Source organism: Puniceicoccales bacterium, from assembly GCA_031255005.1.
In the GTDB taxonomy this organism is placed as follows: domain Bacteria; phylum Verrucomicrobiota; class Verrucomicrobiia; order Opitutales; family LL51; genus JAIRTH01.
Window position 1 is genome coordinate 1 of record JAIRTH010000002.1, and the last position, 22,055, is coordinate 22,055.

Genomic DNA, 22,055 nt, shown 5'->3' on the forward strand with positions numbered 1-22,055 from the left:
CCCAAAGCCTGGCATATTCAGTACCGTGGCCCAGGTTTACTATCATAGGCTCCAGATTTGCACTGGCAGATTTTGGCAATTTAACTTCGGCATAGAATGGCATGGCTACACGGATGTCGTGACCAAGCTCAGCCAGATGCAGAGACAATGACGCTACGCAGTCGCCTAAACCCCCGGTTTTTGCAAATGGCACACATTCCGGAGAAACCATTAAAATTTTCAATTTTCTCGACATTCTTATTGAAAATTGCCATACTAAATATATAGGATGTAGAAGCATGCGCAAGAGTTTTGGAAGCAAACATGGCCCCATTTATATTTTTGTTGCCATGATTTTGTTTTTCTTGGCTTTGGTAGCTTTTGGTATTTCCATTGAGTTAATGCGATCTTCCCTTGACCATGGGAGCAAAAATAATCTTGTTGAAATGAATAATATTATGAAACCTGTTGAAGCTAATGAAAATAATTCTTCGGATGAATTTCATCCCTTTTGTCATGAAGTGCGACCCATTCGATGGAGTAGGTTGAATGTAGAATCTGCCCTTCGGGATGTGGATTATGCCATAGGGTTGGCGCAGGACAGAATTGCTATTCTTCGGGCAATGCCTTTGGATCAGGTTAGTTTTGAAAACACCATAGTGGCTATGGAGTATATCAATGAAGAGCTGTCACAGTTTTCTAACTTTTTTGGGCATTTAGATGCCGTGGCCAATTGTGATGAAATAACCAAAGCAATGCCAATGATTTTGGCCAAAATATCGAAATTTACTCTATCGATTCCATTGGATCAAGAGCTGTGGAAAAGGGTTGAAGCCTGTGCCAAATCCAAAAAGATAAACGAGCTATCGCCTACCAAAAAAAGACTCCTTAAAAACGTCGTTGATTTTTTTATGGATCATGGTACCAATTTGGACGCAAAATCTAAGGCCAGATTGATGAAGATAGATGAAGAACTTTCGCAGCTATGCTATGAATTCGGGCATAATGTATTGCAGGCTAGGAATGCCTGGGAGAAATTTGTTACCAAAGATGAATTGCTTGGACTGCCTGAATCGGTGATGAAATCCATGGCAGAGGATGCTGAAAAAGCTGGAAGGCCCGGAGAGTATAGAGTTTCATTGAAGGATAGCTATATTAATATTTATGCTTGGTATCTGAGTAATGAAGAATTGCGAAAGGAAATATTGATGAAAGCCAGAAATCTTTGCCGAGATGATTCATTTTCGAACCGAGATATGGCTAGAAAAATACTGACATTGAGAGATGAAAGTTCAAAATTATTGGGCAATGATTCCCATGCCAGTTTTGCCCTAAAGCATAATATGCTGAAAACCAAAGCTGATGTGGATAAATTTTTAGCAGAGGTCTATGAGAATGCGAAATCGCAATTCAATGAAGATGTGTTCTCATTGAAGGACTATGCCAAGGAATTTTACGCCCATGCAGATCCGAAGGGTGAATTGACTCCATGGAATGTGGCCTATTTATATCACAAGAAGATGCAGCATGAATTAGATAATTTTGATAAGGAGCAATTGAGGCCATACTTCGAAATCAATCATGTGATGAGTGGACTGTTTAAAATAGTGGAGGAATTATATGGCATAAAAATAATCGAAAAAAAAACCGCGTTCCTTGAATCAAAAGATGATAAATGTCCAATGGATTGCATAGAAGTTTGGGATAAAGATGTGAGATATTACGAAATTTTTGAGAACAATGGCGATTTCATTGGTGGATTTTTTGCTGATCTATATCCTAGAAAAAATAAGCATTCTGGGGCTTGGTGTTGTGATCTCATCGATGGTGGTTTGAACAGCCGTGGCGGATGGCAACATCCTGTGGGTGTTATATGTGCGAATGTTACAAAACCTACCCAAGGAGAGCAGTCGCTGCTACAGCATCGAGAGGTTGCCACCATTTTTCATGAATTTGGCCATCTTATGCATTTGATGTTTGGCAATGTGGAATATCCATCCATAAATGGTTATCATGTGGCCATAGATTTTGTAGAATTGCCTTCACAGTTGATGGAGAATTTTTGTTGGGAGCGCAGATCATTGGATATTTTTGCTAAGCATCATGCCACCGGAGAGCCAATTCCGGATGATTTGTTCGATAAATTATTGAAATCACGTACGTTCATGGAAAGTTTAGCTTTGATGCGGCAACTGGAGTTGACCGTAATGGATTTAGAATTACATGGCAATTATTCTAAGTATCATTCATCAAAGAGTTTAGATGGTGATATTGATGCCGTTTTAAGCAAATATACCATAGATTATAGCGAAAAACCTAACAACATCATGTGTCAATTCAGCCATATTTTCAGCGGCGGCTATGCGTCGCAATACTACTCCTATATGTGGTCAGAAGTACTTGATGCAGATGCATTTACGATATTTCAACACCAAGATGTTGTCACCAGAGAGGTGGGCAATTTATTTCGGAACAAGATATTGAGTGTGGGAGACAGCGTGGATCCACTGGAAAGTTTTAGGAATTTTGCCCAAAGAGATCCTGATATTAAGCCATTTCTGTTTCGGCGAGGTTGTTTGAAATCCAGTATTATAGGGAAAGAAAAAGAAAAAAAATAAAAAAAGGAAAAAAAGTCTTGCATTTAATCAAAGGCATTTTTTAGTGATGGAACCGTTATTTTTTTTCGATGAAAGCTATTATTGAGACCCAGGGGAAGCAGTTGACCGTTAAAGCTGGTGATATTGTTTTTGTGGATCGCTATGTTGGAACCCAAGCCGGAGATGTTGTTGATATAAAGAAGGTTCTGGTGATTGGATCTGGCGATGAAGTTAAAATTGGTGCACCCTATGTGGTTGGTGCTGTGGTTAAAGTAAAGATTTTGGAGAATAAGCGCGGGAAAAAGTTGCGTATATTTAAAAAGAAGCGCAGGAAGGGCTATGCCAGGAGAAGGGGGCATCGCCAGGAATTGTCTGTGCTAAAGGTTGAATCAATAACAGCTTGAATGAAAGGAAGATAGATGGCGCATAAAAAAGGTCAAGGAACTTCCAGGAATGGTAGAGATAGTAATAGCAAGAGGCTTGGTGTGAAAAAATATTCTGGCGAGGTTGTTTTGGCCGGAAGTATAATTTTGCGGCAGCGAGGCACGAAGATTCATCCTGGCAAAAATGTTGGTTTAGGGCGAGATTTCACTTTATTTGCGTTGGCCGATGGAAGAGTTGAGTGGGATGGCGCACATCGAAAAGTTCATGTAATATCTTCTGCTGTAAAGCAATAGCGAAGGGTAGAGGTTTTGCCTGCGAAAACATTTTTTTGTCTGTTTTTTAACTGTGGAGATAAATTAGCGAGGGTAGTGGATGGATGGTGGCTGCTGCCATGTTTGATAAATTTGTATTATTTCCGATGAAATGTTCGATGGAAGGCCTAAAAGTTTTAGGCAAAGAGAGGGCGTTTTTAGTTGAATTGATCATTGGAACTATTTCTTTCCCGTTGATATTGTGGTGGTTAGGAGTTGGTGTAAAATTATTTTTGGTGGTTATTTCCTATTTTATGATATTAGTTACCGAGGCGTTGAATACTGCCATAGAAAATATTGTGAATCTTATGTCTCCGGAGTATAATTGTTTTGCGAAAAAAGCCAAAGATGTGGGTAGTGCCGCTGTTTTTATTGCCATAGTCAATGCCTTGGTTATATTGGGTATATCTGGCTATTAAATGATTGGCCGGGAAGAAGTTAATCTAATTTTGATACTGCAAGGTTATGACAGTAGGCTGGTTTCTGTTTCCGAGAAATTAAAAAATTTGCCGAAGGAACGAGCGAAAATTGAAAGGGCTATGGTCGATGAAAAAAAGAAGCTATCTGATTTAAAAGCAAGTAGTTCTGCCGCAGAGATGGAGTTCAATCGGGTGAATTTTGAAATGGAATCAATGGGGCAAAAGTTGATAGAATTGAAGGTTAAACAGGCTTCGGTGAAAAAAAAAGAAGAGTATGCACTGTTGCAAAACCAGATTATTTCCATGGAGGAGAAAATCGAACAGCTTGAAAATGATAGTGTTATGCTGCTTTACTCCTTGGATGATCTAAAAGTTGAACGAGATAGGATGGCCACGGAAGTGGATTTATGTCTGAATAGGTTTAGTAACGAATTGTTGCAGAATAGGTTATTGCAGGAAGATCTGGAGAAAAATATTTCGGAATTGAATGCAAAAATTGGAGGTATGCGAAAAACGGTGGCCAATGAAAATTTGCTGAGAATGTATGATCTTGCTAGGCAAGGAGTAAAGCGTATGCCTGTGGTGGTTGTTGTGATGGATGGCCGCTGCAAGGGGTGCAATATTAGGATTTCCAATGATACTTTGGTTGCTCTAAGGCGTACTGAAACCTTTTGTCACTGTGAGGCTTGTGGGCGGTTGTTATATATGGAGCCGTCGGATGAGATTTTTGATGGTGAAAATGATTGATTTTGGTTTAAATTTTTAAGATATTTGGGGCGTTATGTTTAGCATTCTTCCAGGTTTTAGAGATTTTTATCCGGCCGATTGCGCCGAGAGGAATTATATATTTCAACGAATTCGCGATACGGCGAAGTTATTTGGATTTGAGGAGTATGATGGTCCGGTGCTAGAGCCGTTGGAATTATTCACAGAAAAATCTGGCCAAGAGATTGTGTCTCAACTATTTAGCTTTACGGATAAAGGTGGGCGTCAGGTGGCCATGCGGCCGGAAATGACACCGTCTTTGGCTCGAATGGTTGGTTCGAAGGCCAGTTCACTTAAAAGGCCGATTAAGTGGTTCGATATCAGCGAGTTATATAGATATGAACGGCCTCAAAAAGGGCGATTGCGTTCGTTTTACCAATTCAACGCGGATATTTTTGGGGAATCAGATGTGTTGGCAGATGCCGAGTCGATGGCCTTACTCATATCTGTGCTTAGGTCTTTTGGTTTGACAGATCAGGATTTTCATATAAAATTAAGTAGCAGGAAGCTTTGGAGTGTTTTTTTTCAGCTTCATGGAATTCCAATGGCAGATTCATCTAACATATTGAATATCATAGATAAATCAGACAAAGAGCCGATGGATATCATTGTGGGAAAATTGGACGCTTTGGGTCTTGATGGAGTTGAATTGTTGCAAAAAATAAATGAATTCATCGCGGCAAAAACCGTTGAGGAAATTTACGAAAGATTGGCAAATTGCAAATTATTTACTTTGGCAATGGAGCCATTGGTTTGCCAGAGCCTCGAGGATTTATCAAGACTATTGGAATACATCGAAATGTTTGGCCTACAGGAATATGTGGTTCTTGATATGGCCATTGTCCGAGGACTTGCCTATTATACAGGATTTGTATTCGAGGCCTTCGAGCGCCTTGGTAAATCCAGGGCTTTAGCCGGTGGAGGTAGGTATGATGATCTCACAAAAAAAATGGGCTATGCTGAATTGCCGGCGGTGGGCTTTGCCATAGGAGATGTCACATTGGCTAACTTATTGTCAGAGAAGGAGTTAATTCCTAATCTAACCAAATCGATGGATGTATTTATGGTTTTCGATGATGAGTTCAAAAGAGAAGCCATGGGGGACGTTATTTTGTTGAGAAACCATGGCCTGTCATCGGAGTTTTCGATCAAGCGAGTTGATGCTCATCGGCAACTGAAGATGGCTGCCGCGGCCGATGCAAAAATAGCCATTATTTACTCAGCCAATGTTCCAGATGTGCCTAATTTTGTGCTAGTTCGTCGCATGAGTGATCGAAAGGAAGTGGTTATTGCCAGAAGTGATTTGCTAAAAATTTTGGATGAGCTATTAAAATGAATTGTGAAGAAATTTTTTGAATTGGCATCGAGTTGCGATTGCCTAGACCAATTTTCCCGTAAAGTTGTTCTGGAAAAAGGTACAATTGGGTCGATTTTTGGATACCATGGAAGTGAAGTTGAAATTTGCACATTGACTGGTAACTATAAGATGAACAAGGAGTTATTTGATGAATCCATTAAAAAAGATTCCAATCTTGGCGATATGGTTCCGGATGTGGATTTCATTTGGGAGCAGCTGAAAACGGTAAATGATCCAGAAATTAACGTAAATATTGTGGATTTAGGCTTGGTCTATGGCATTGATGTGATTCATTGTGATGAAAATTGCATAAAAATTATGGTGGAAATGACCTTGACTTCGCCCATTTGCCCACTGAGTGAAGTTATTCAACAAGAAGTAGTTGATGTTATTTCCTCTTCCTGTACCGTGACCGAAGTCATTGTCAATTTTGTCTGGGATCCGCCTTGGCACAGAGATATGATGACGGAGTTTGGTCGCATGGAACTTGGTTTGCAATGAAATATCTTTTGATTGACGCATTCAATTTGATTTTTAGGAGTTTTTACGCCATACCTTTGTTGACCGGAGGAGATGAAAAAATTCCAGTTAATGCGGCGATTGGCTTCATAAAAATCGTGGAAAAATTAAAAAAAATGGAGTTGCCAGACTCCATTGCGATTTTTTTTGATTCCGCCACCGCAAGTTATAGAAAATCGTTATCATCTGGTTACAAAGCCAATCGGAAAGATGTGCCGCAGGAATTACTGGTTCAGGTGCCATTGATAAAAGAACTTTGTGATGCCTTTGGTTATAGCATTCACCAGCATCCTGGTGCCGAGGCAGATGATATAATTGCTTCTGCAGCAAAGAAATATGGTGCGGACGGAAACCAGGTACTGATGGTTAGCAATGACAAGGATTTGGCTCAATGTGTTTCAAAAAATGTATTCCTAGTTTTATCAAATTCCAATAAAATGGGAGATTATAAAAAATTAAATGAGGCTGGAGTTTTGGAAAAATTTGGCGTAAAGCCTTCACAGATAGTGGATTACTTATCATTGGTCGGTGATGCTTGTGATAATGTGAAAGGTGTGGATGGTATCGGGCCAAAGACAGCGGTAAGGCTTTTGACCGCCTATGAAAACCTCGATACAATTTTTCAAAACATAGATCGTATAACACCAAAACGCGTTATGGAGCAATTACTTATGGCTGGAGTTGTGGTTCAGTTGAACCGCAAAATAATATCGCTGGATGATGAAGTTTGCGATGTGGAATTGCATTCAGGAATACAAGAAAATGTCGATGCGATGGATGCAATCATTGAAAAATTTTCGCTAAAGTCGCTGGCTCGTCATGTAAAAACTAACCAACAGGAATTGAATTTTATGTGATTTTTCCACAATAATTTCGATATGAACTTGATAACTTGGCTTCTTTTTATAATATTAGTTTAGGGAGTGTAGTGTGTGGATCAAGGTTTCATTATAAATATTACGTCAAAGGCAATGATATTGGTGCTGATTTTGTCCATGCCGCCTATTCTTGTGGCCACATTTGTTGGGTTATTAACCAGTCTACTGCAAGCACTTACGCAAATACAAGAGCAAACATTGGGGTTTGCCATAAAGTTGATAGCCACGGTATTGGTATTGTCATTATCGGCCTATTGGATTGGTGGGCAGCTTTTGTCATTTACCGATAATATATTCACATTGTTCCCTAGCTTGTTGAATTAAAATGAATTCTGGTATAGTCAGTAATCTTTCATCGGTTTTCATGGTGATGATGATGTGCATCGTCAGGTTATCTGCAGCACTTTCGTTGTTGCCAGCATTTTCGAAGCAATTCATCGTTGGAATTGGAAGGGGAGTGGTTATTTTTGGCATGGCGCTGCCATTATTTCCATACCTGTATCCGACGCTGCCAAAGTTGGAGCATTTACCGCTTTGGGTATTCATCGCGACCATAGGCAAGGAGGTGATAATTGGTGTGTTACTTGGATTTTTAGGTGGGTTCATATTTTTTGTGGCAGATAGCGTTGGTTTTATCATAGACATACAGCGAGGCTCTTCCATGGCAACGACTTTTGATCCAGTGGCTGGTTCGCAAACTTCATTACTTGGCAGTTTTTTGATTCAGATGATAACCGTATTATTTTTCATGCTTGGTGGATTTTTTTTCTTCATAAAAATGATTTACAAGACCTATGTTTTATGGCCAGTATTCACATTTTATCCGAAATTTGATTCAAATTTTCCGACGTTTTTTTTAGCCCTTGCCGATGAGATGATGGAGGTAATGTTTTGCCTTGCTGGTCCAATTTTGATAGTTTTATTTTTGGCTGAGTTTGGCCTTGGAATGATAAGCAGGTTTGCACCACAGCTGAATGTATTTTTTCTGGCAATGCCTGTAAAGAGTTGGTTATCAATGTTTTTTTTATTATTTTATTTTTCATTCCTTGGGCAACTGTTTGAGTATTACTTTTTTTCCCAGGGAAAGTTGTCAGCGTTCATAAACAAATTTTTTAAATGAGCGGAGATAAAACAGAGATGCCGACGCCGAAGCGCATGCGGGATGCGCGGGAGAAGGGGAATGTGGCCAAAAGCGCCGATGTGAATTCTACGGCGTTGCTCATCGGAATATTTTGTTACATTGGAATGGGATGGGAGGGGCATATGAAAAATCTTTGCGAAATTTTACTCATACCATCCTATTACATTGGCCCCCAGATTGGCGATTATTTTAGGCATGCCATGTGGGGAATTATTTTAAAAATGCTGTTGATAATAATGCCCATGATTGGCATGGTGATGATCATTGGTATCGCAGCAAATTTTGCCCAGGTCGGGTTATTGTTTACAATGAAGCCAATAATGCCAGATATAAGTAAAATCAATCCGATGGCTAAGGCCAAACAGATTTTTTCGATGAAGAATCTGTTTGAATTTGGCAAATCGACCATGAAAATATTATTTCTTGGAATTTTGCTGTATATGTTGGTGAAAAGCGTGATCGACGATATGCTATCATTGCCTTTTTGTGGTATAGGCGGTATCATCGATGTGCTTGGCCCGATAATGAACATGTTCGCGAAAAATGTCATATTTGCCTATATGGTCATGGCTGTTATCGACTATGCGTTCCAGAAGAGGAACTGGACGAAGCAGTTAATGATGTCGAAGGATGAGATTAAAAGGGAATATAAGGAGTCCGAAGGAGATGGCCAGATCAAGGGCAAGAGGAAGCAGATTCATCGGGAGATGATGGAAGAAGATCCGCCCCAGCGGGCGAAAAAGGCCAGCGTGGTGGTTACAAATCCAGAGCATTTGGCCGTGGCATTGTTATATGACATGGAGCTATCGGTATTTCCGTTGCCGTTGGTTTTGGCAAAAGGGATTGGAAAGGTGGCCGAACGAATGATTTCGATTGCGAGAGAAAACAATGTGCCGATAATGAGGAATGTGCCATTGGCCCATGCTTTAATGGATACAGCTGATGTTTTAGAATTTATCCCTGGCGAATTAATCGCTCCAGTGGCTGAAGTCCTTCGTTGGGTCAAACATATGAAAGAGGAACATGCCCAGGGTATTGGACTGGAAGGGCAGTCCTAGAAGTCAATTTTGAAATCGACGAAGCTTTATTTTGGTTTGTTGTGCCTGGCGGAGAAGGAGGGATTCGAACCCTCGGTGCCATTACTGGCACTCCGGTTTTCAAGACCGGCGCAATCAACCACTCTGCCACCTCTCCAAGATAAAGCCATTGGACCTACAACAAATACAACAAATTTATTTCGTTGCCATTAAAATCTTTGGCTTAGGCCTTTTTTACGCTTTTGCTTTATTTTTTTCTATTTTTTCTATTTCTTCTATTTCTTCTATTTCTTTTGTTTTTTCTATTCTTTCCGTTCTTTCCGTTCTTTTTATTCTTTTTATTCTTTTTATTCTTTCTGTTCTTTCTGTTCTTTTGTTTGGTTTTGCTATAGTTTTTCTTAGCATTTGGTTTGGATCTTTTCTTATCCACACTAACATTGCCGCTTTTTTCTCTAGAATTTGTGGCTGATGCACTGGTATTTGCACTTAAATTGCCACTTTTTTCTCTAGAATTTGTGACTGATGCACTGGTATTTACATTAGTATTTATGTTTGCGTTGTGCGTTATATTTGGTGATGATTGAGTTTTTTGCAAGCCTGGATTGGGTTTATTCGCTTCTGTCAATGGTTTAGAATTTTTGTTTTTCCATATGTTGTATAACCTATTTCTTATGTCTTTGTTTTTGCTATTGTCTTTGTTTTTGCTATTACTATATGATGATGGATAGGCTGTATTTAGCCAGATATTAAACACTTTTGCATTAGCTTCTAGTCTTCCATATTTGTTGGCAAGAGCTTCTATAAATGCCGTTTCTATTTCATGAAGTTTGAAAATTTTGAGAGCGCTCAGAACTCTTGTCACTCGCAGATTATTATGATCACTAGGTGAAAGTTTTATTCCAGCACCAGCCCAACTGCCTTGTCGTAGTATGATTTTGTCTCTTTTATCTGTGGCATATTCTAATCCCCAGAATTTAAACATGCGGGAAGCATTTAGCATCATATTCAGCTTAATTTTATATAGCAATGTCTTATCTTGTTTCATCAAATCGTTCAATGTATCCAATGCACTAGATCTATCGATGGTAAGGGCATTACTATTTAGGTATAAATCTCTATTGGCATGGTTAGATTGAGAATGGTTAGGGAATACCACTTGAATATAGTCATGATACGTCTCTAATTCGGTGTTTTTGTCGTTATCGTTACCACTTCTGAATGCTTTGGCACTACTGTAACGGAATTTATTATTGACAGTACATCCACTAATAAAATCAATCCACTCTTTGAATGGTTTAGTTATATTACTATTGTTTTGTACCATAGACGTGCGATTAAAGGCTTCTTGTTCGATGTCATCTATAGTATTTTGTTTTTTTGAGACCATGGCTTTCATGAACTCAAGTCCGCCATCTTCGGTGTTGATGGCACCAACGGCCCTGTGATAGCTCATCAAATACGTTGATAGTAAAGCAGTTAACCCTATTATATATATTTTTAATTTTGTCAAACTTTTCATAATTGTTTCCTTTTTAAATTTATAGTATAGTTTATAGATAAAATAAATGAAGATAGCAAGGATTTTTATTTACGAAAATTATCGAAGATATGGCGAAATTATATTCCAGTCCGCGATTAATTTTAATATATTATAGGATGCGTTTGCCGGGCTAGAAGAAGGTAATTTCTTAGCCTCAAGGGAGATGTACTTGGGCCAGTGTTTTTTATATAGTCCGTGGGCTTTGCCGCCATTGAGAAATATTTGTCTAACATTAGAGCTCTTTAAAATCATTGACAGGTCAGATGGAATGGCATTTTTTATGGTATTGTCGACAGATCCTTCTATGTCGCAGCTTTTTATGACATCCCAGAGGGCGATTTTGTTTTTCAACAGAAATAATTTTTTTTCATTGATATTATTTGGAATTTTAGTGGTTTTAGTAATCCATGCCAATATTTCCCAAAATCGATTCCTTGGATGAGCATAATAAAATCCATCTTCTCTGGATTTCGGCGATGGAAATGATCCCAGAATAAGTATTTTGGAATGTTCATCATAGATTGGTGAAAATGGATGATCTATTCGCATTTTTATTGTTACTTAGATTTGATTTTATGTTTTATTATACAACTGAAGTGTTTCATATTCGTAAATATGATCAAATTAGCAATATATTATAAAAATATCCAAGGAAGAGAGAAGTATCCATCAGATAATGAATAAAAATTAGAGACATATAGAGATATTTTTTAATTAACAGTAAGATATATTGCATTATTTATATGGCCTATGGGTAAAACGGTCCAATTTGTGGAAAAATGTTTTATCAATCAACAATGAAATAATGACCAGTTCGGAGGATTAGGTTGCTGTGTTTATGGCCGAAATCATCCTTGATAAGGTCATATTCATAGGCTTTAGAGGCTGGGGATAGAGGTGCCGCCATGGAGAGCTTCTAGGATGTTATTTGTGGGCGAGCCATCACTGCTTTTTACCAATTTTCCTTCGGTGGCATCGGTCCCAAGATCGCGAAACCATTCCACATGACCGTCTAAAAATGCAATAAATCCGCCTTTATCTCCATAGACGCCAGATGGTGACCATTTGCCATTGGCCTGGAGACCTCTTGTCCAGGCTATGGGTGTTATGGAAGGATCTGCATCCGGAGGGATTCCTATGGCCACATTGACACTGAAGGCTGTTGCTTTGGCGAAAGCGACATCAGGTGTGCCATTGGGTGGTACACATATCATTTTTGATGTTATTTTATTGATGCCAATATCATCTGGAAATATGTACATTCTTGGATCATTTAGACAGCCAGCCTTTGCCAGAATGAATGCCCAATCACTTACTTTGTCGGCTTTGTCAATGGTAGCGCCATCCTTATTGGTACTTATATATTGCAAATAGGCCTTGGCTATCTGACTCAAGGCATTATTGCCTTTGGTTTTTCTGCCTTCTTCCATGAACTTGTTTATTGCAGGCACAAGCATGGATGTGAGGATGCCTATGATTGCTATTGAAGCAAGCAACTCCACCAGTGTAAAACCACTTTTTTGATTGTCCATATCTAGCCCAAGCCTTTCTAATTGTATGGATTAGAGATCATATGTCCATACAAATCTGTCAAATAATATTCGACACCTAACTTTTTCGTTTTTTGCGAGCATGAAGAAAATTTTCCAGTGATTTTATATAATGTTCATCGGTGGATATGTTCAAGACATCTATTTTAGCTTTATTCAATTTATCGCAAAAATATAACTCTTTTTCCTTCATTAATTTAGCGTATTTTTTTATCGATGTTCTGTTCGATGTATCCACTTCTAGTATCTCTCCGGTTTCCATATCCTCTAAGGTTAAGATTCCGACGTTAGGGATGGAAATTTCTCTGGGATCACTTATTTTTACGCACACCAAATCATGATGCCTATCCGTGAGCTTCAAAGCCCTTATCATGTCATCGGATTTTTGGCCCACTTCGTCGGTGGAGAAATCGCTTATTATGAAAATTATAGATTTTCTTTTCAGAATGTTGTTCACATAGCCAAGAGTACCTACAAAATCCGTTCCATTGCCAGTGGGTTTATGGAATAAAATGTCGCGCATTATGCGTAGCGAATGTTTTCTTCCTTTATCTGGTTTGATTAGTTTTTCTATGATGTTCGTGAAAAGTATCAGGCCTACTTTATCGTTGTTTTTATTAGCTGAAAATGCGAATAAGCTGGCCAATTCCGTGGCTATTTCTCGTTTACTCCTGGAGCTGCCAAAGTCCATCGAACCACTCATATCGACGATGATCATCATGGTGAGTTCTCGCTCCTCCTTAAATTTTTTGATGAATGGACGATCCATCTTGGCGGTCACATTCCAATCTATCGTTCTCACGTCATCACCTGGTGCATACTCGCGGACTTCCTCGAAATCAATACCCTGGCCCTTAAATATACTTTTATATGCGCCAATCAGTTGATCATCAAGTAACCGATCAGTGCTTATTTCTAGACGCCGAACATGTTTCAGTATTTTTCTGGTGATTTCGTTGTTGTATGACATTTTTTCGTCTTTTTCATAGATTCATTCTATGGCACAGGTACTGTATTGAGGATCTTAGATACCACGGTTTCCGATGACATATCTTCGGCTTCGGCCTCATAGGTTACGATGACTCGATGCCTAAGGACATCCATTCCAATGGTTTTTACATCATTTGGTGTAACGTAACCTCGGCCTTGGAGAAATGCCCAAGCCTTGGAAGCCAGGGCCAAAGCAATGGTCGCCCTAGGGGAAGCGCCAAAATGAATGAAATTATCCATATCCAACTTAAAATCGCTGGGTTTTCTGGTGGCAAAGACAATATTTATAATGTAATCGCATACCTTTTCATCGATGTATATTTCATCCAAAAGCTTCCTTGATTCTAGGATTACCTCAGGATTGATGATTGGACTAATTTTCGGCATCAATGATATCTTTCCCATGGACGACATTATCTGTTTTTCTTCCAAAATACTTGGATATTCTATATTCAATTTTAGCATAAATCTATCCACCTGAGCCTCGGGTAAAGAATAAGTACCTTCTTGATCCACAGGGTTTTGTGTGGCTATCACTATGAATGGTTTTGGTAAAATAAAGGTTTCTTCACCCAGGGTAACTTGTTTTTCCTGCATGGCTTCGAGCAAAGCGCTCTGAACCTTGGCCGGTGCTCGATTTATTTCATCGGCCAGCACAATGTTTGCAAAAATTGGACCTTTTTTTGTGACAAACTCGGCGGTTTTGGGATTGTATATCAATGTGCCGACTATATCTGCTGGTAACAAATCCGGTGTAAATTGTATCCTTCGAAAATCGGCCTTAACTGCATCGGAAAGGGTTTTAACCGACAGGGTTTTGGCTAGACCAGGTACACCTTCCACCAATATGTGGCCGCCAGCCAATAGGCCAACGATGATCCTATCGATCATATATCTTTGTCCCACAACAATTTTGCTAACTTCGTCTCGCAATAGTGATACCCAACTAGAAGATTCTCTTATCTTATTATTAAGTTCTGCTAAATCTCCGCTCATAACAAATGTTGTCTAATAAAAATATAATCAGTGGCTTACAATGCAACTATGATTTTTGGATTTTTTGAAAATATAGGTTAATATATGGCAATATGAATAAGCCAATGAAAAATATAGTTGTGCCATGGTGGTGAATCGAAGTGTCTAGGTTCCAAAACAGCGGCATATTTTTTACAAAAAACATGAGTATGGTTTCAATGGCCGCCACGCAGGTACCGGCTATAAATAGTGATATATTCATAAGAAAATTTGCATGGATTAGCAATGATATCATTGTGACTGTTCCGGCGACGATGACAAGCCAGGCCATGGGTATGACTATTATATTTGCCACTATACCCACCAGACTTATGGAGCCGAAATACTCAAAGGTCAATGGAATGCTTGCCATATTGGCTGCAATGGAAATGGAAAACGAATCGATGGCACTGAAAGTGATTTTTTTCATCAACTTAGAAATCATGGTTATTTCATCCTTTGGAACGAATTTGTTTATGGTTATCCGAGACTTGAGTTTGTTTGCCAGCGGCACTCCAAGCAGTATTATATAGTAAACAACTCCATAGGATAGCCTAAATCCAGGATCGAATACTAGAACTGGGTCCATCAAAAGAGAGAGTAGGGCTGTGTTGATGAGTCCGGACAATGTGTTTGGCTTTCGATTAAAATAGCAGGCACTCCAGTAGAATGCTAACATGGTGAATGCTCTAAATGCCGACGGCGGTGATCCTATTATTTCTAGATATACAAAAATGATCAATATACAGGGAATTCTTCTTAATTTTTTCCCAAGGCCAAACATCCGCAGAATGAATTCGATGGTAAACCCGATTATTCCCACATGCAGGCCGCTGACAGCTAGAAGATGAGCTGTGCCGGTGTCATGAAACATATCTTTTTGTTCTCTGGATAGATTTGTTTTACTGCTCAAAAGCATGCCTGGCAATATATTAAGAAATGACTTGGTCATATTTTTAGTAAATTCTTCGTTGATTTTGTTATGGGCAATGAGACAGAGATGGAATATTTTAAGCCCTTTGTCGGTTATTTTTTCCACATAACCATTCGATAGGTACAAAAATATTTTAGATTTATGCAGATAGGAAAAGAATGAGTTGGCTTTAGTCGGGCCATTTATTTTTTCAACGTTGGCATAGGTCTTGAAAGATTGGGATCGAAATAGATCCGCAGTATTTGTTTTCAGCATGAAATATATGGTTTGACCGATAATTTCCTTATTTTTTGCATCCTTTATAATGCCTTTGCCGTAGGCATGGAGTCCTCGTCGAAAGTATTTGGTAGCAACCTTAAGTATTTGTATTTCCATGTATTGCTTGTTACCGTCGATGAAATCAGGAGGTTTATTGATTTGGTGCTTAGCATGGAATAGGGCGGCCAGGGCAATGGCAATGAGTCCAAGGCGAACTAATTTTGGACCTGGCATTGTCAAAAGAACCATGGCGATGGCGAGGATTATATGTATGCCAAAAGAATTTTGCGACAAGATTATCCCTGCTATTACTGCTCCAAGAACAAATAATAGGCTGGGATAGTTTTCGAATATTTTTTTGCCGTTACTGAAAATTTACAAAGCGTCTATCAGCGAAAACGAATTTATTCAACACAAAAATATATAATATGACTGCAAAATTTATAAATTTTTAAATAATTTTATGCATAATGATGAAAAAATTTGATTTATTATGGCATTGTGTGTGCACTTTATCTATCGTTTTTTTTATACAGCCGCTCATGGCAGAAAATATGCCCTTTGATGTGCGACTTCAGAGAATATCGGAATTTTTTGAAAAAAATGATTATAAGGGCGAATATAAGAGATCATTAAAATCTCTAATTGATGATGGCTTCACCATTACGGATGAATGCTTTGAAAAAATAAAAAATGACACTAATATTCCTTTGATTGTCGATTTATTCGAAGGAGATAATTTGATTATTGCTTTAAAAAAAGTCATTGATTTCTATAAAGATCCAGATGTAGAAAATAAGAATAATTTTATTTTTCGTGAAATTCTTGGATCAATAAACTTTAAAACCAGTCTAAATGAAAAATTTTCGAAAGTTTTAGAAATTTTAAATGAAAAAGAAGAAGCAGATGAAAAGAGTGATCCTTATTTTGAAAAATTATGTAAAATTCGAAAGTCTCTTAAAGAAATATGCAGTTTTATTGAAGGAAATAACAGTACTACTATTTATAACTCTCTAGCAAAATTCATTAATGGAGTTGTTAAAATCACAAATACAATAGAAGCGAGTGTAATCGCAGCAAAAATTTTAGAAGAAAGTAGGGAAGAGATTGAAAATGAATTAATTAAAACAGGTGTTCATAAAACTAAATCTTTGAAAAAGGATATTCCTACCGTGCCAGGTATTTGTAATGCAGAGATTGGAGCAAGCTATGAATTTAAAAAAGATGAAGGGTCTGATTCTTTGTATCAGATATCGCGTAAAGGTGGTGTTTCTTTTGGTTTAAATTTTGGTATTCCAAGCAAAATTGTTGCCCTTTCGGCAAGCATTAGCGGAGAGATGGCCTATGATTCTCTTTTCTTTTCCATTGAGCAAATGTTAGATGCGGAAAAATTAGAAAAAGAAGATATTCAAGGTTGTGTTGACGAAGGTCTTTTTGTTAGTCTTTTAGACAGTCGCAAAAAATTACAACAAAAGGAGGAAAAATTACTGAGTATCTTTAGTAATGATATAGAAGATTTTTTAAAAATGCTCAAAGTTATACCCATTGATGTACATGTTCGTTGGCCACGGATCACGCGTGCCGATGGTGCCATATCCGGTATTTCTGGATCCTTGGCTGCAGCATTGAGTTTGGAAATCGAATTTGCCATTGATGCAGGATTTGAAGTTAAGCCAAGTTATACGAATACAGTTTATCAAAAATCTTGTACGTTTTTATCGTTACTTAGTGATGATTGTTCACCCGTGGATAATTTAAGCGTGAAAGACATCAAAAATGTTATAAAAGTGAATAATAAAATTTATGGTTCATTAATAAAAAAACAATTAAAAGATGATAAAAATTTAAATCAAAAGATACTGTTTATGACCTATTTAATTTTAGGTGAGCTTCGTAACTACATTTCTATTTTGAAAAGTTTGTCAAAATTAAATAAAAAGAGCAAGGATAAAAAAAATTTAGAAAAATCACTGACAGAGTTGAAACATAAACATGAAAATGAGTTAGGTGTAAAAGGCCGTTTAAATGTGTTTAAGACTTATATTTTATTATCTGTAGTTCTTAGTGATATGGTAAAAAACAATAAAATAAGCACAGAATCTGAGTTGAAGGCTGGTGAAGAAGCTAATTCTTTGTTCAAAAAAATGTTTATAGAACTGGAAAATTTATCATTACTTTTGGAATTTTCAAAGGATAAAAAGTCTGTGGCAGGAAGATTTACCCATAGCTCAGAACATCTTCATGATTTAGGAATTTCTGCTACTTTAGCGTTAGGTTCTATATTTCCAGTGGATTTTCTTAATAAATTTTCCATTAGTTTTGCATGGAATTATCATAAAATTTTAGGTGGTCCATTTTTGGATAAAAATGGAAGATACATTACCTATGAATTAAAAGTGCCATTTTCTTTGGTTAATAAAGAGGAATTTAGCATCGCAATGTATAAAATTATAGAAAAAATAAATGGCTTTGATAAGAAAAATGAAAAAAGTCTTAATTTTAGCAAAATTATGTCAAATTTTCTCAAAGAAGCATCTTCGATGGCGCCGAAAGTTGTCAATAATATCGTAAAAAACTCTTCCCTGTCCGATATAGCTACCCTAGGAAGTATGACAATAAGTAGATCTTTTATGGAAATAGAAAAAACCAATAATGATTCCTTGGATAAAATAAAGCCATTGCCAGGTCTTGAAAGTGTGATATTTAAAAGGAGTAAGTCAACGTTCAAAAAGAACTATACTCGCTATTTATCAAGAATGCTTGGCGGGCGTATAATGATAATTAGGCACCTTAGTAGTAAAACCCTTGGCTATGTTGCGTCTAGGTTTAATGCATGGCAGATAGGTATTGCTGATAAAGATTCGATGAGCACGCTTTGGAATTCTTTGAAGTCTAAGAATGAAAAAGTGTTTAAAAAAATTATAAATAATATAGGATGCAATTATACAGAAAATGAAGTGATTAAAGAAAAAGTGATTAAAGAAGAAAAGAAATCAAATCTTCTCTATGAATTGCAGTGTATATATAACGATATTTTAGAAAATGAAAATATCAATGATTCGGTCAAAAACGAAATTAATGAAGTTTTTGGAGAATTGCTTGAAAGCTGCAAAAATTTTTCGAAAAATAAGGATCAATCTGACGAAACATTAAATACAATATTAGCTAAGGCATTGGATAATTTGGATCATGTACTTATGCTTAATTATAAATATAATTTCAAAGCCCATTTTGATAAATCATTTTCTCTTCATAAATAAAATAAAAAAATTGAAACTAAAGAAACTAAATTTACTCAATATAAAAATATATAGATTTGGCAGATTTATTTTCTATATCAGTTTTTACTTGCAAATTGCGCCATAGTGGGCAGGTTGATTTAGTGTTACTTGCCCGGATGGCGTAATTGGCAGACGCGTCGGACTCAAAATCCGATTCCAGCGATGGAGTGAGGGTTCGACCCCCTCTTCGGGCACCATTTATCATCGACTAACATAATAAAACCATCGGCTAATATAATAAATCTGTTGCCATGGTGAATCAATGGATAAATTTTATATATATTTTTGCTTGACATTTATTTGACCTTGTGTTTGGCTTCTGCTTGAAGTTAATGATATGACTGCAAATTTGATGAAAAAAGTTAGGTTATTGGTTTTAATTTTTTCCGTTTTGGGTGTCTTTGGGCCAAAACAACAAGCATTTTCTGGTATTCGGCATATTTTTCGCAAGCTTGAAAGTCGTGGTATCCGAAAAAGAGAGCGCCAAAATAAAAGAAATGCGCGATTTAGTAAACGGTTTAATAGGTTGCTACGGAGACGAAAGAATAAGTCGCTACATAGGCAAAGGAATAATAGTGGTCGCAGAAGCCGTTCTATGACTTGGCGGAAACGCCGCAAAAATAGAAAATTGTTGCATGAAAACAAGAAATATGATTCATTCAATATATCTAATTCCTATGGATCAACATCAGTGCCTGTTGGTGGTATGTCGTCAATGCCAGCCGCTGCACCGCAAAATCCAGGCGCACCGCAACCCAGTGGGCAATCAAATGCACAGCAAAATCCAGGCGCGCAACCCAGTGGGCTGTCAAATGCACAGCAGAAGCATCGAAATGCAAGGCTTAATGCTGCTATTAATCGAAAAACCAATAATCCAATAAAATCTGAAACTGTTCCTTCGAATGTGGTCAATAATGCCAATAAGGCTTTTATAGCGTTTTCTGATACCCATGGAGAGTATGAAAATTATGATAGAATAAAGCTTCTTATGCGTGGATTATTATCCAATAGGTCTAATAATACCAGCGTAATTTTTAATGGTGATTTTTCCCCACGCTCCAGAACCTGGGGTAATTGTGAAGAAAAAGAGTTGCCGATAAGTTTTTTGCATGAAATGACTGATACTAGTATGCCAAAAGATCAGTTAATTATCTTTGGTTTAGGCAACCATGAATTCCTTGGCGGATACTACGATTATAAAAATCATTGGATCGAGTTTGTGGATGAATTTAATAAAATAAAAACTAATAATAAAAAAATACATATGGTCAGCAGTAATTTGCTTCAAGCATTTACTGATCAAAAGTGCAAAATTGGTATAGAGCCCTATGTGGTTAATGATAATATGGGATATTTAAGTTGGACGACGATGGAAGTTTTTACAAATACAACTCATTCTCCAAACCGAAATAAAAATCACGATCCCCACACTTTATTTCATGATAAATGGATAAAATCTGGTATAAAATTAAGTGCAATTTTGAATATATTAAGTAACCGAAAGCCCTATGTGAATCCAAGGACACCTGTGTCGAGAAATAGTAATATAAGTTCTAGTAATGTTATTGTTAAAGAGTTTATGAATAACATAAATGAGTGCATCAATACTCTTGGTCGCAACAATGTTAGTAGTCACAGCAAATTATATTTAAATATTGCGGTACATGGACCTAGATGGGAGATATTGCCTGTGTTATTGACGGTTCTAAATGAGTCAAAATATAGACATAGTGGATTATTTTCGCGGCTTGTAATAAATATCATAACCGGCCATGATCACAGTGAAAAATCGCCAAATAATAAGAAACCTCCTTATTGTTTGAAGAATTTTGGAGCTAAAAATGGTTTTGGTCAGAATTCCGTCATTAATATACTTGTTCCTGGGCCATTTGGTGATGCAGGGATAGGTGCCTATCTCAATGATAATCAGGATAACTTTTATGTTAAGGTAAATTGATGGCATATAATGTGTTAAGATTGTAAATATATATTTTTTATTTATTAGTTTGACACCTCAATATTTATATGTCTATTTTTAGGTGGTTTATTTCGAATTATGGCGATGAAGACACAATTTATGAAAAAAATGAAATTATTAGCTATGGTGTTATATGTGATGGCAGGCTTTGGTGTGCAGATATTACAATGTAATGGTGCCCAAAAGCTTAATGGCGGTTTCGAAGCGAAAAAGAAATTTTCAGAAAAAAAGTTTAATTTATTTCCAGGCTATAAATTTGGAAAGATTAATAATAAATGGCGGCGTAGAATGGTTCGTTATGAAATAAAGCGTCAAGCCAAAGAAATTCATAGTTTTATTAAAAACCAGAAACAGTTTAGTTGTAATCAACGAAAAAATTTGCATAATAAGATTAGCAGGTATTTTAGTCAGATTAAGCATAATATAAATGGTAAAAAAAGCTATGGTTAGTATATTTATGTGTATAGAATTTATAATATGATAGTGTAAAATTTTCAATATAAAAATCATGAAAACAAAGTTAATAAAAATAACAAAATGGTGGACTATAATTTTTTCAATTTTAGTCTTTAGTGGGCCTGAGTTCCAGGTCCTTTCGGCTCGAAGGAGACTTTCTGGGTCTCTTTATGAAAAGTTTTCTAAAAAAAGAGCCAGAAACAGAAAAAGGAGTGGACGCAGGTCTAGGACTAATTCTAGGCGAAGAAGATCATCAGCTAGGACTAGATCTAGGAATAATTCTAGGAAGAGTCCTGGGCGTGATAGAAGTAATTCCAGGAGGGTTATGGCCAAAAAGAAAAAGAATAATAAGTCAAATAACGTGCCATATCAATCAATAGTTGTTCCAGCTTCGTCTGATATGTTAATGCAGCCTTCGTCAGCGTATAATGGCAATCCATTATCGGCATCGCCTTCGACTAATGTACCAGCGTCGTTACCGATAACTGGTAATATTCTTCAAACGCAAACACAGGGTATAGGTAGTTTACATTCTAAGGATATTAATAATAAAATTACTAATACTGATGGTAAATCAGTCAATGCCAATGGTAACCAAGTCGGTACTGATGATGAAGTCTCTGGTAATGAAGGCTCTGGTAATAGTAGTAATCAAGTCGGTACTGGT

23 protein-coding genes and 2 tRNA genes are annotated in these 22,055 nt (G+C 37.2%); 17 read left to right on the plus strand and 8 right to left on the minus strand.

From position 1 onward, the window contains the following. Window positions 1-235: glycogen/starch synthase (locus LBH49_00400; protein ID MDR0351102.1), on the minus strand; the 235-nt coding region annotated here is incomplete at its 3' end. A gap of 94 nt (window positions 236-329) precedes the next feature. On the opposite strand from LBH49_00400, the gene LBH49_00405 reads away from it, so the two are divergent. The 11 genes from LBH49_00405 (at window position 330) to sctU (ending at window position 9,408) form a co-directional block, all read left to right on the plus strand. Further along, window positions 330-2,597, plus strand: coding sequence for a M3 family metallopeptidase (locus LBH49_00405; protein MDR0351103.1), 2,268 nt, complete (start codon window positions 330-332; stop codon window positions 2,595-2,597). A gap of 68 nt (window positions 2,598-2,665) precedes the next feature. After that, the gene (gene rplU / locus LBH49_00410; protein ID MDR0351104.1) at window positions 2,666-2,980 is read left to right on the plus strand and encodes a 50S ribosomal protein L21; all 315 of its coding nucleotides are present in this window, start codon (window positions 2,666-2,668) and stop codon (window positions 2,978-2,980) included. Window positions 2,981-2,995: 15 nt separating this feature from the next. After that, window positions 2,996-3,253, plus strand: coding sequence for a 50S ribosomal protein L27 (gene rpmA / locus LBH49_00415; GenBank protein MDR0351105.1), 258 nt, complete (start codon window positions 2,996-2,998; stop codon window positions 3,251-3,253). Between the two features lie 125 nt (window positions 3,254-3,378). Then, entirely contained in the window at window positions 3,379-3,690 is a 312-nt protein-coding gene (locus LBH49_00420; protein ID MDR0351106.1) for a diacylglycerol kinase, read from the plus strand. Beyond that, window positions 3,691-4,437, plus strand: a complete 747-nt coding sequence (locus LBH49_00425) for a hypothetical protein (protein MDR0351107.1) — start codon at window positions 3,691-3,693, stop codon at window positions 4,435-4,437. It abuts the gene before it with no gap. 34 nt (window positions 4,438-4,471) lie between these two features. Further along, entirely contained in the window at window positions 4,472-5,791 is a 1,320-nt protein-coding gene (gene hisS, locus LBH49_00430; GenBank protein ID MDR0351108.1) for a histidine--tRNA ligase, read from the plus strand. Between the two features lie 3 nt (window positions 5,792-5,794). Further along, window positions 5,795-6,313 carry a metal-sulfur cluster assembly factor gene (locus tag LBH49_00435; protein ID MDR0351109.1) on the plus strand — a complete coding sequence of 173 codons (519 nt, stop codon included), beginning with the start codon at window positions 5,795-5,797 and terminating at the stop codon, window positions 6,311-6,313. After that, a complete protein-coding gene (locus LBH49_00440) occupies window positions 6,310-7,188 on the plus strand; it encodes a hypothetical protein (protein MDR0351110.1) in 879 nt (292 codons plus the stop codon). Before LBH49_00435 ends, LBH49_00440 begins: the two co-directional genes overlap by 4 nt. Before the next feature lie 75 nt (window positions 7,189-7,263). Next, a complete protein-coding gene (sctS, locus tag LBH49_00445) occupies window positions 7,264-7,533 on the plus strand; it encodes a type III secretion system export apparatus subunit SctS (protein ID MDR0351111.1) in 270 nt (89 codons plus the stop codon). Window position 7,534: 1 nt separating this feature from the next. Next, a complete protein-coding gene (sctT, locus tag LBH49_00450) occupies window positions 7,535-8,329 on the plus strand; it encodes a type III secretion system export apparatus subunit SctT (protein MDR0351112.1) in 795 nt (264 codons plus the stop codon). Beyond that, a complete protein-coding gene (gene sctU, locus LBH49_00455; GenBank protein MDR0351113.1) occupies window positions 8,326-9,408 on the plus strand; it encodes a type III secretion system export apparatus subunit SctU in 1,083 nt (360 codons plus the stop codon). Before sctT ends, sctU begins: the two co-directional genes overlap by 4 nt. 46 nt (window positions 9,409-9,454) lie before the next feature. On the opposite strand, the gene LBH49_00460 is transcribed toward sctU, so the two are convergent. The 7 genes from LBH49_00460 to LBH49_00490 form a co-directional block, all read right to left on the minus strand. Next, a tRNA-Ser gene (locus LBH49_00460) sits at window positions 9,455-9,544 on the minus strand. 90 nt (window positions 9,545-9,634) lie between these two features. Continuing rightward, on the minus strand, window positions 9,635-10,906 hold the full coding sequence (locus LBH49_00465; protein MDR0351114.1) for a hypothetical protein: 1,272 nt from the start codon (window positions 10,904-10,906) through the stop codon (window positions 9,635-9,637). A 78-nt stretch (window positions 10,907-10,984) separates the two neighbouring features. Beyond that, entirely contained in the window at window positions 10,985-11,476 is a 492-nt protein-coding gene (locus LBH49_00470; GenBank protein MDR0351115.1) for a DNA-deoxyinosine glycosylase, read from the minus strand. 329 nt (window positions 11,477-11,805) lie between these two features. Continuing rightward, a complete protein-coding gene (locus LBH49_00475; GenBank protein ID MDR0351116.1) occupies window positions 11,806-12,459 on the minus strand; it encodes a type II secretion system GspH family protein in 654 nt (217 codons plus the stop codon). A gap of 76 nt (window positions 12,460-12,535) precedes the next feature. Beyond that, window positions 12,536-13,447, minus strand: a complete 912-nt coding sequence (locus tag LBH49_00480; protein MDR0351117.1) for a DUF58 domain-containing protein — start codon at window positions 13,445-13,447, stop codon at window positions 12,536-12,538. 26 nt (window positions 13,448-13,473) lie between these two features. Further along, on the minus strand, window positions 13,474-14,463 hold the full coding sequence (locus LBH49_00485; GenBank protein ID MDR0351118.1) for a MoxR family ATPase: 990 nt from the start codon (window positions 14,461-14,463) through the stop codon (window positions 13,474-13,476). 46 nt (window positions 14,464-14,509) lie between these two features. Then, on the minus strand, window positions 14,510-15,967 hold the full coding sequence (locus tag LBH49_00490; protein MDR0351119.1) for a ComEC/Rec2 family competence protein: 1,458 nt from the start codon (window positions 15,965-15,967) through the stop codon (window positions 14,510-14,512). A gap of 248 nt (window positions 15,968-16,215) precedes the next feature. Between LBH49_00490 and LBH49_00495 the strand changes: the two genes are divergently transcribed. The 6 genes from LBH49_00495 to LBH49_00520 all read left to right on the plus strand — a co-directional run. Continuing rightward, window positions 16,216-18,933: a hypothetical protein gene (locus LBH49_00495; protein MDR0351120.1), complete on the plus strand. Its 2,718-nt coding sequence runs from the start codon at window positions 16,216-16,218 to the stop codon at window positions 18,931-18,933. Window positions 18,934-19,064: 131 nt separating this feature from the next. Next, window positions 19,065-19,151, plus strand: a tRNA-Leu gene (locus tag LBH49_00500). Between the two features lie 140 nt (window positions 19,152-19,291). Beyond that, complete coding sequence (locus tag LBH49_00505) at window positions 19,292-20,911, plus strand: metallophosphoesterase (protein MDR0351121.1); 1,620 nt, start codon at window positions 19,292-19,294, stop codon at window positions 20,909-20,911. 120 nt (window positions 20,912-21,031) lie between these two features. Then, window positions 21,032-21,382 (plus strand): hypothetical protein, encoded by a 351-nt coding sequence (locus LBH49_00510; protein ID MDR0351122.1) that lies wholly within the window; start codon window positions 21,032-21,034, stop codon window positions 21,380-21,382. Window positions 21,383-21,558: 176 nt separating this feature from the next. Continuing rightward, window positions 21,559-21,768, plus strand: coding sequence for a hypothetical protein (locus LBH49_00515; GenBank protein MDR0351123.1), 210 nt, complete (start codon window positions 21,559-21,561; stop codon window positions 21,766-21,768). Next, a partial coding sequence (locus LBH49_00520) for a hypothetical protein (GenBank protein MDR0351124.1) occupies window positions 21,714-22,055 on the plus strand: 342 nt, incomplete at its 3' end. The genes LBH49_00515 and LBH49_00520, both read left to right, overlap by 55 nt.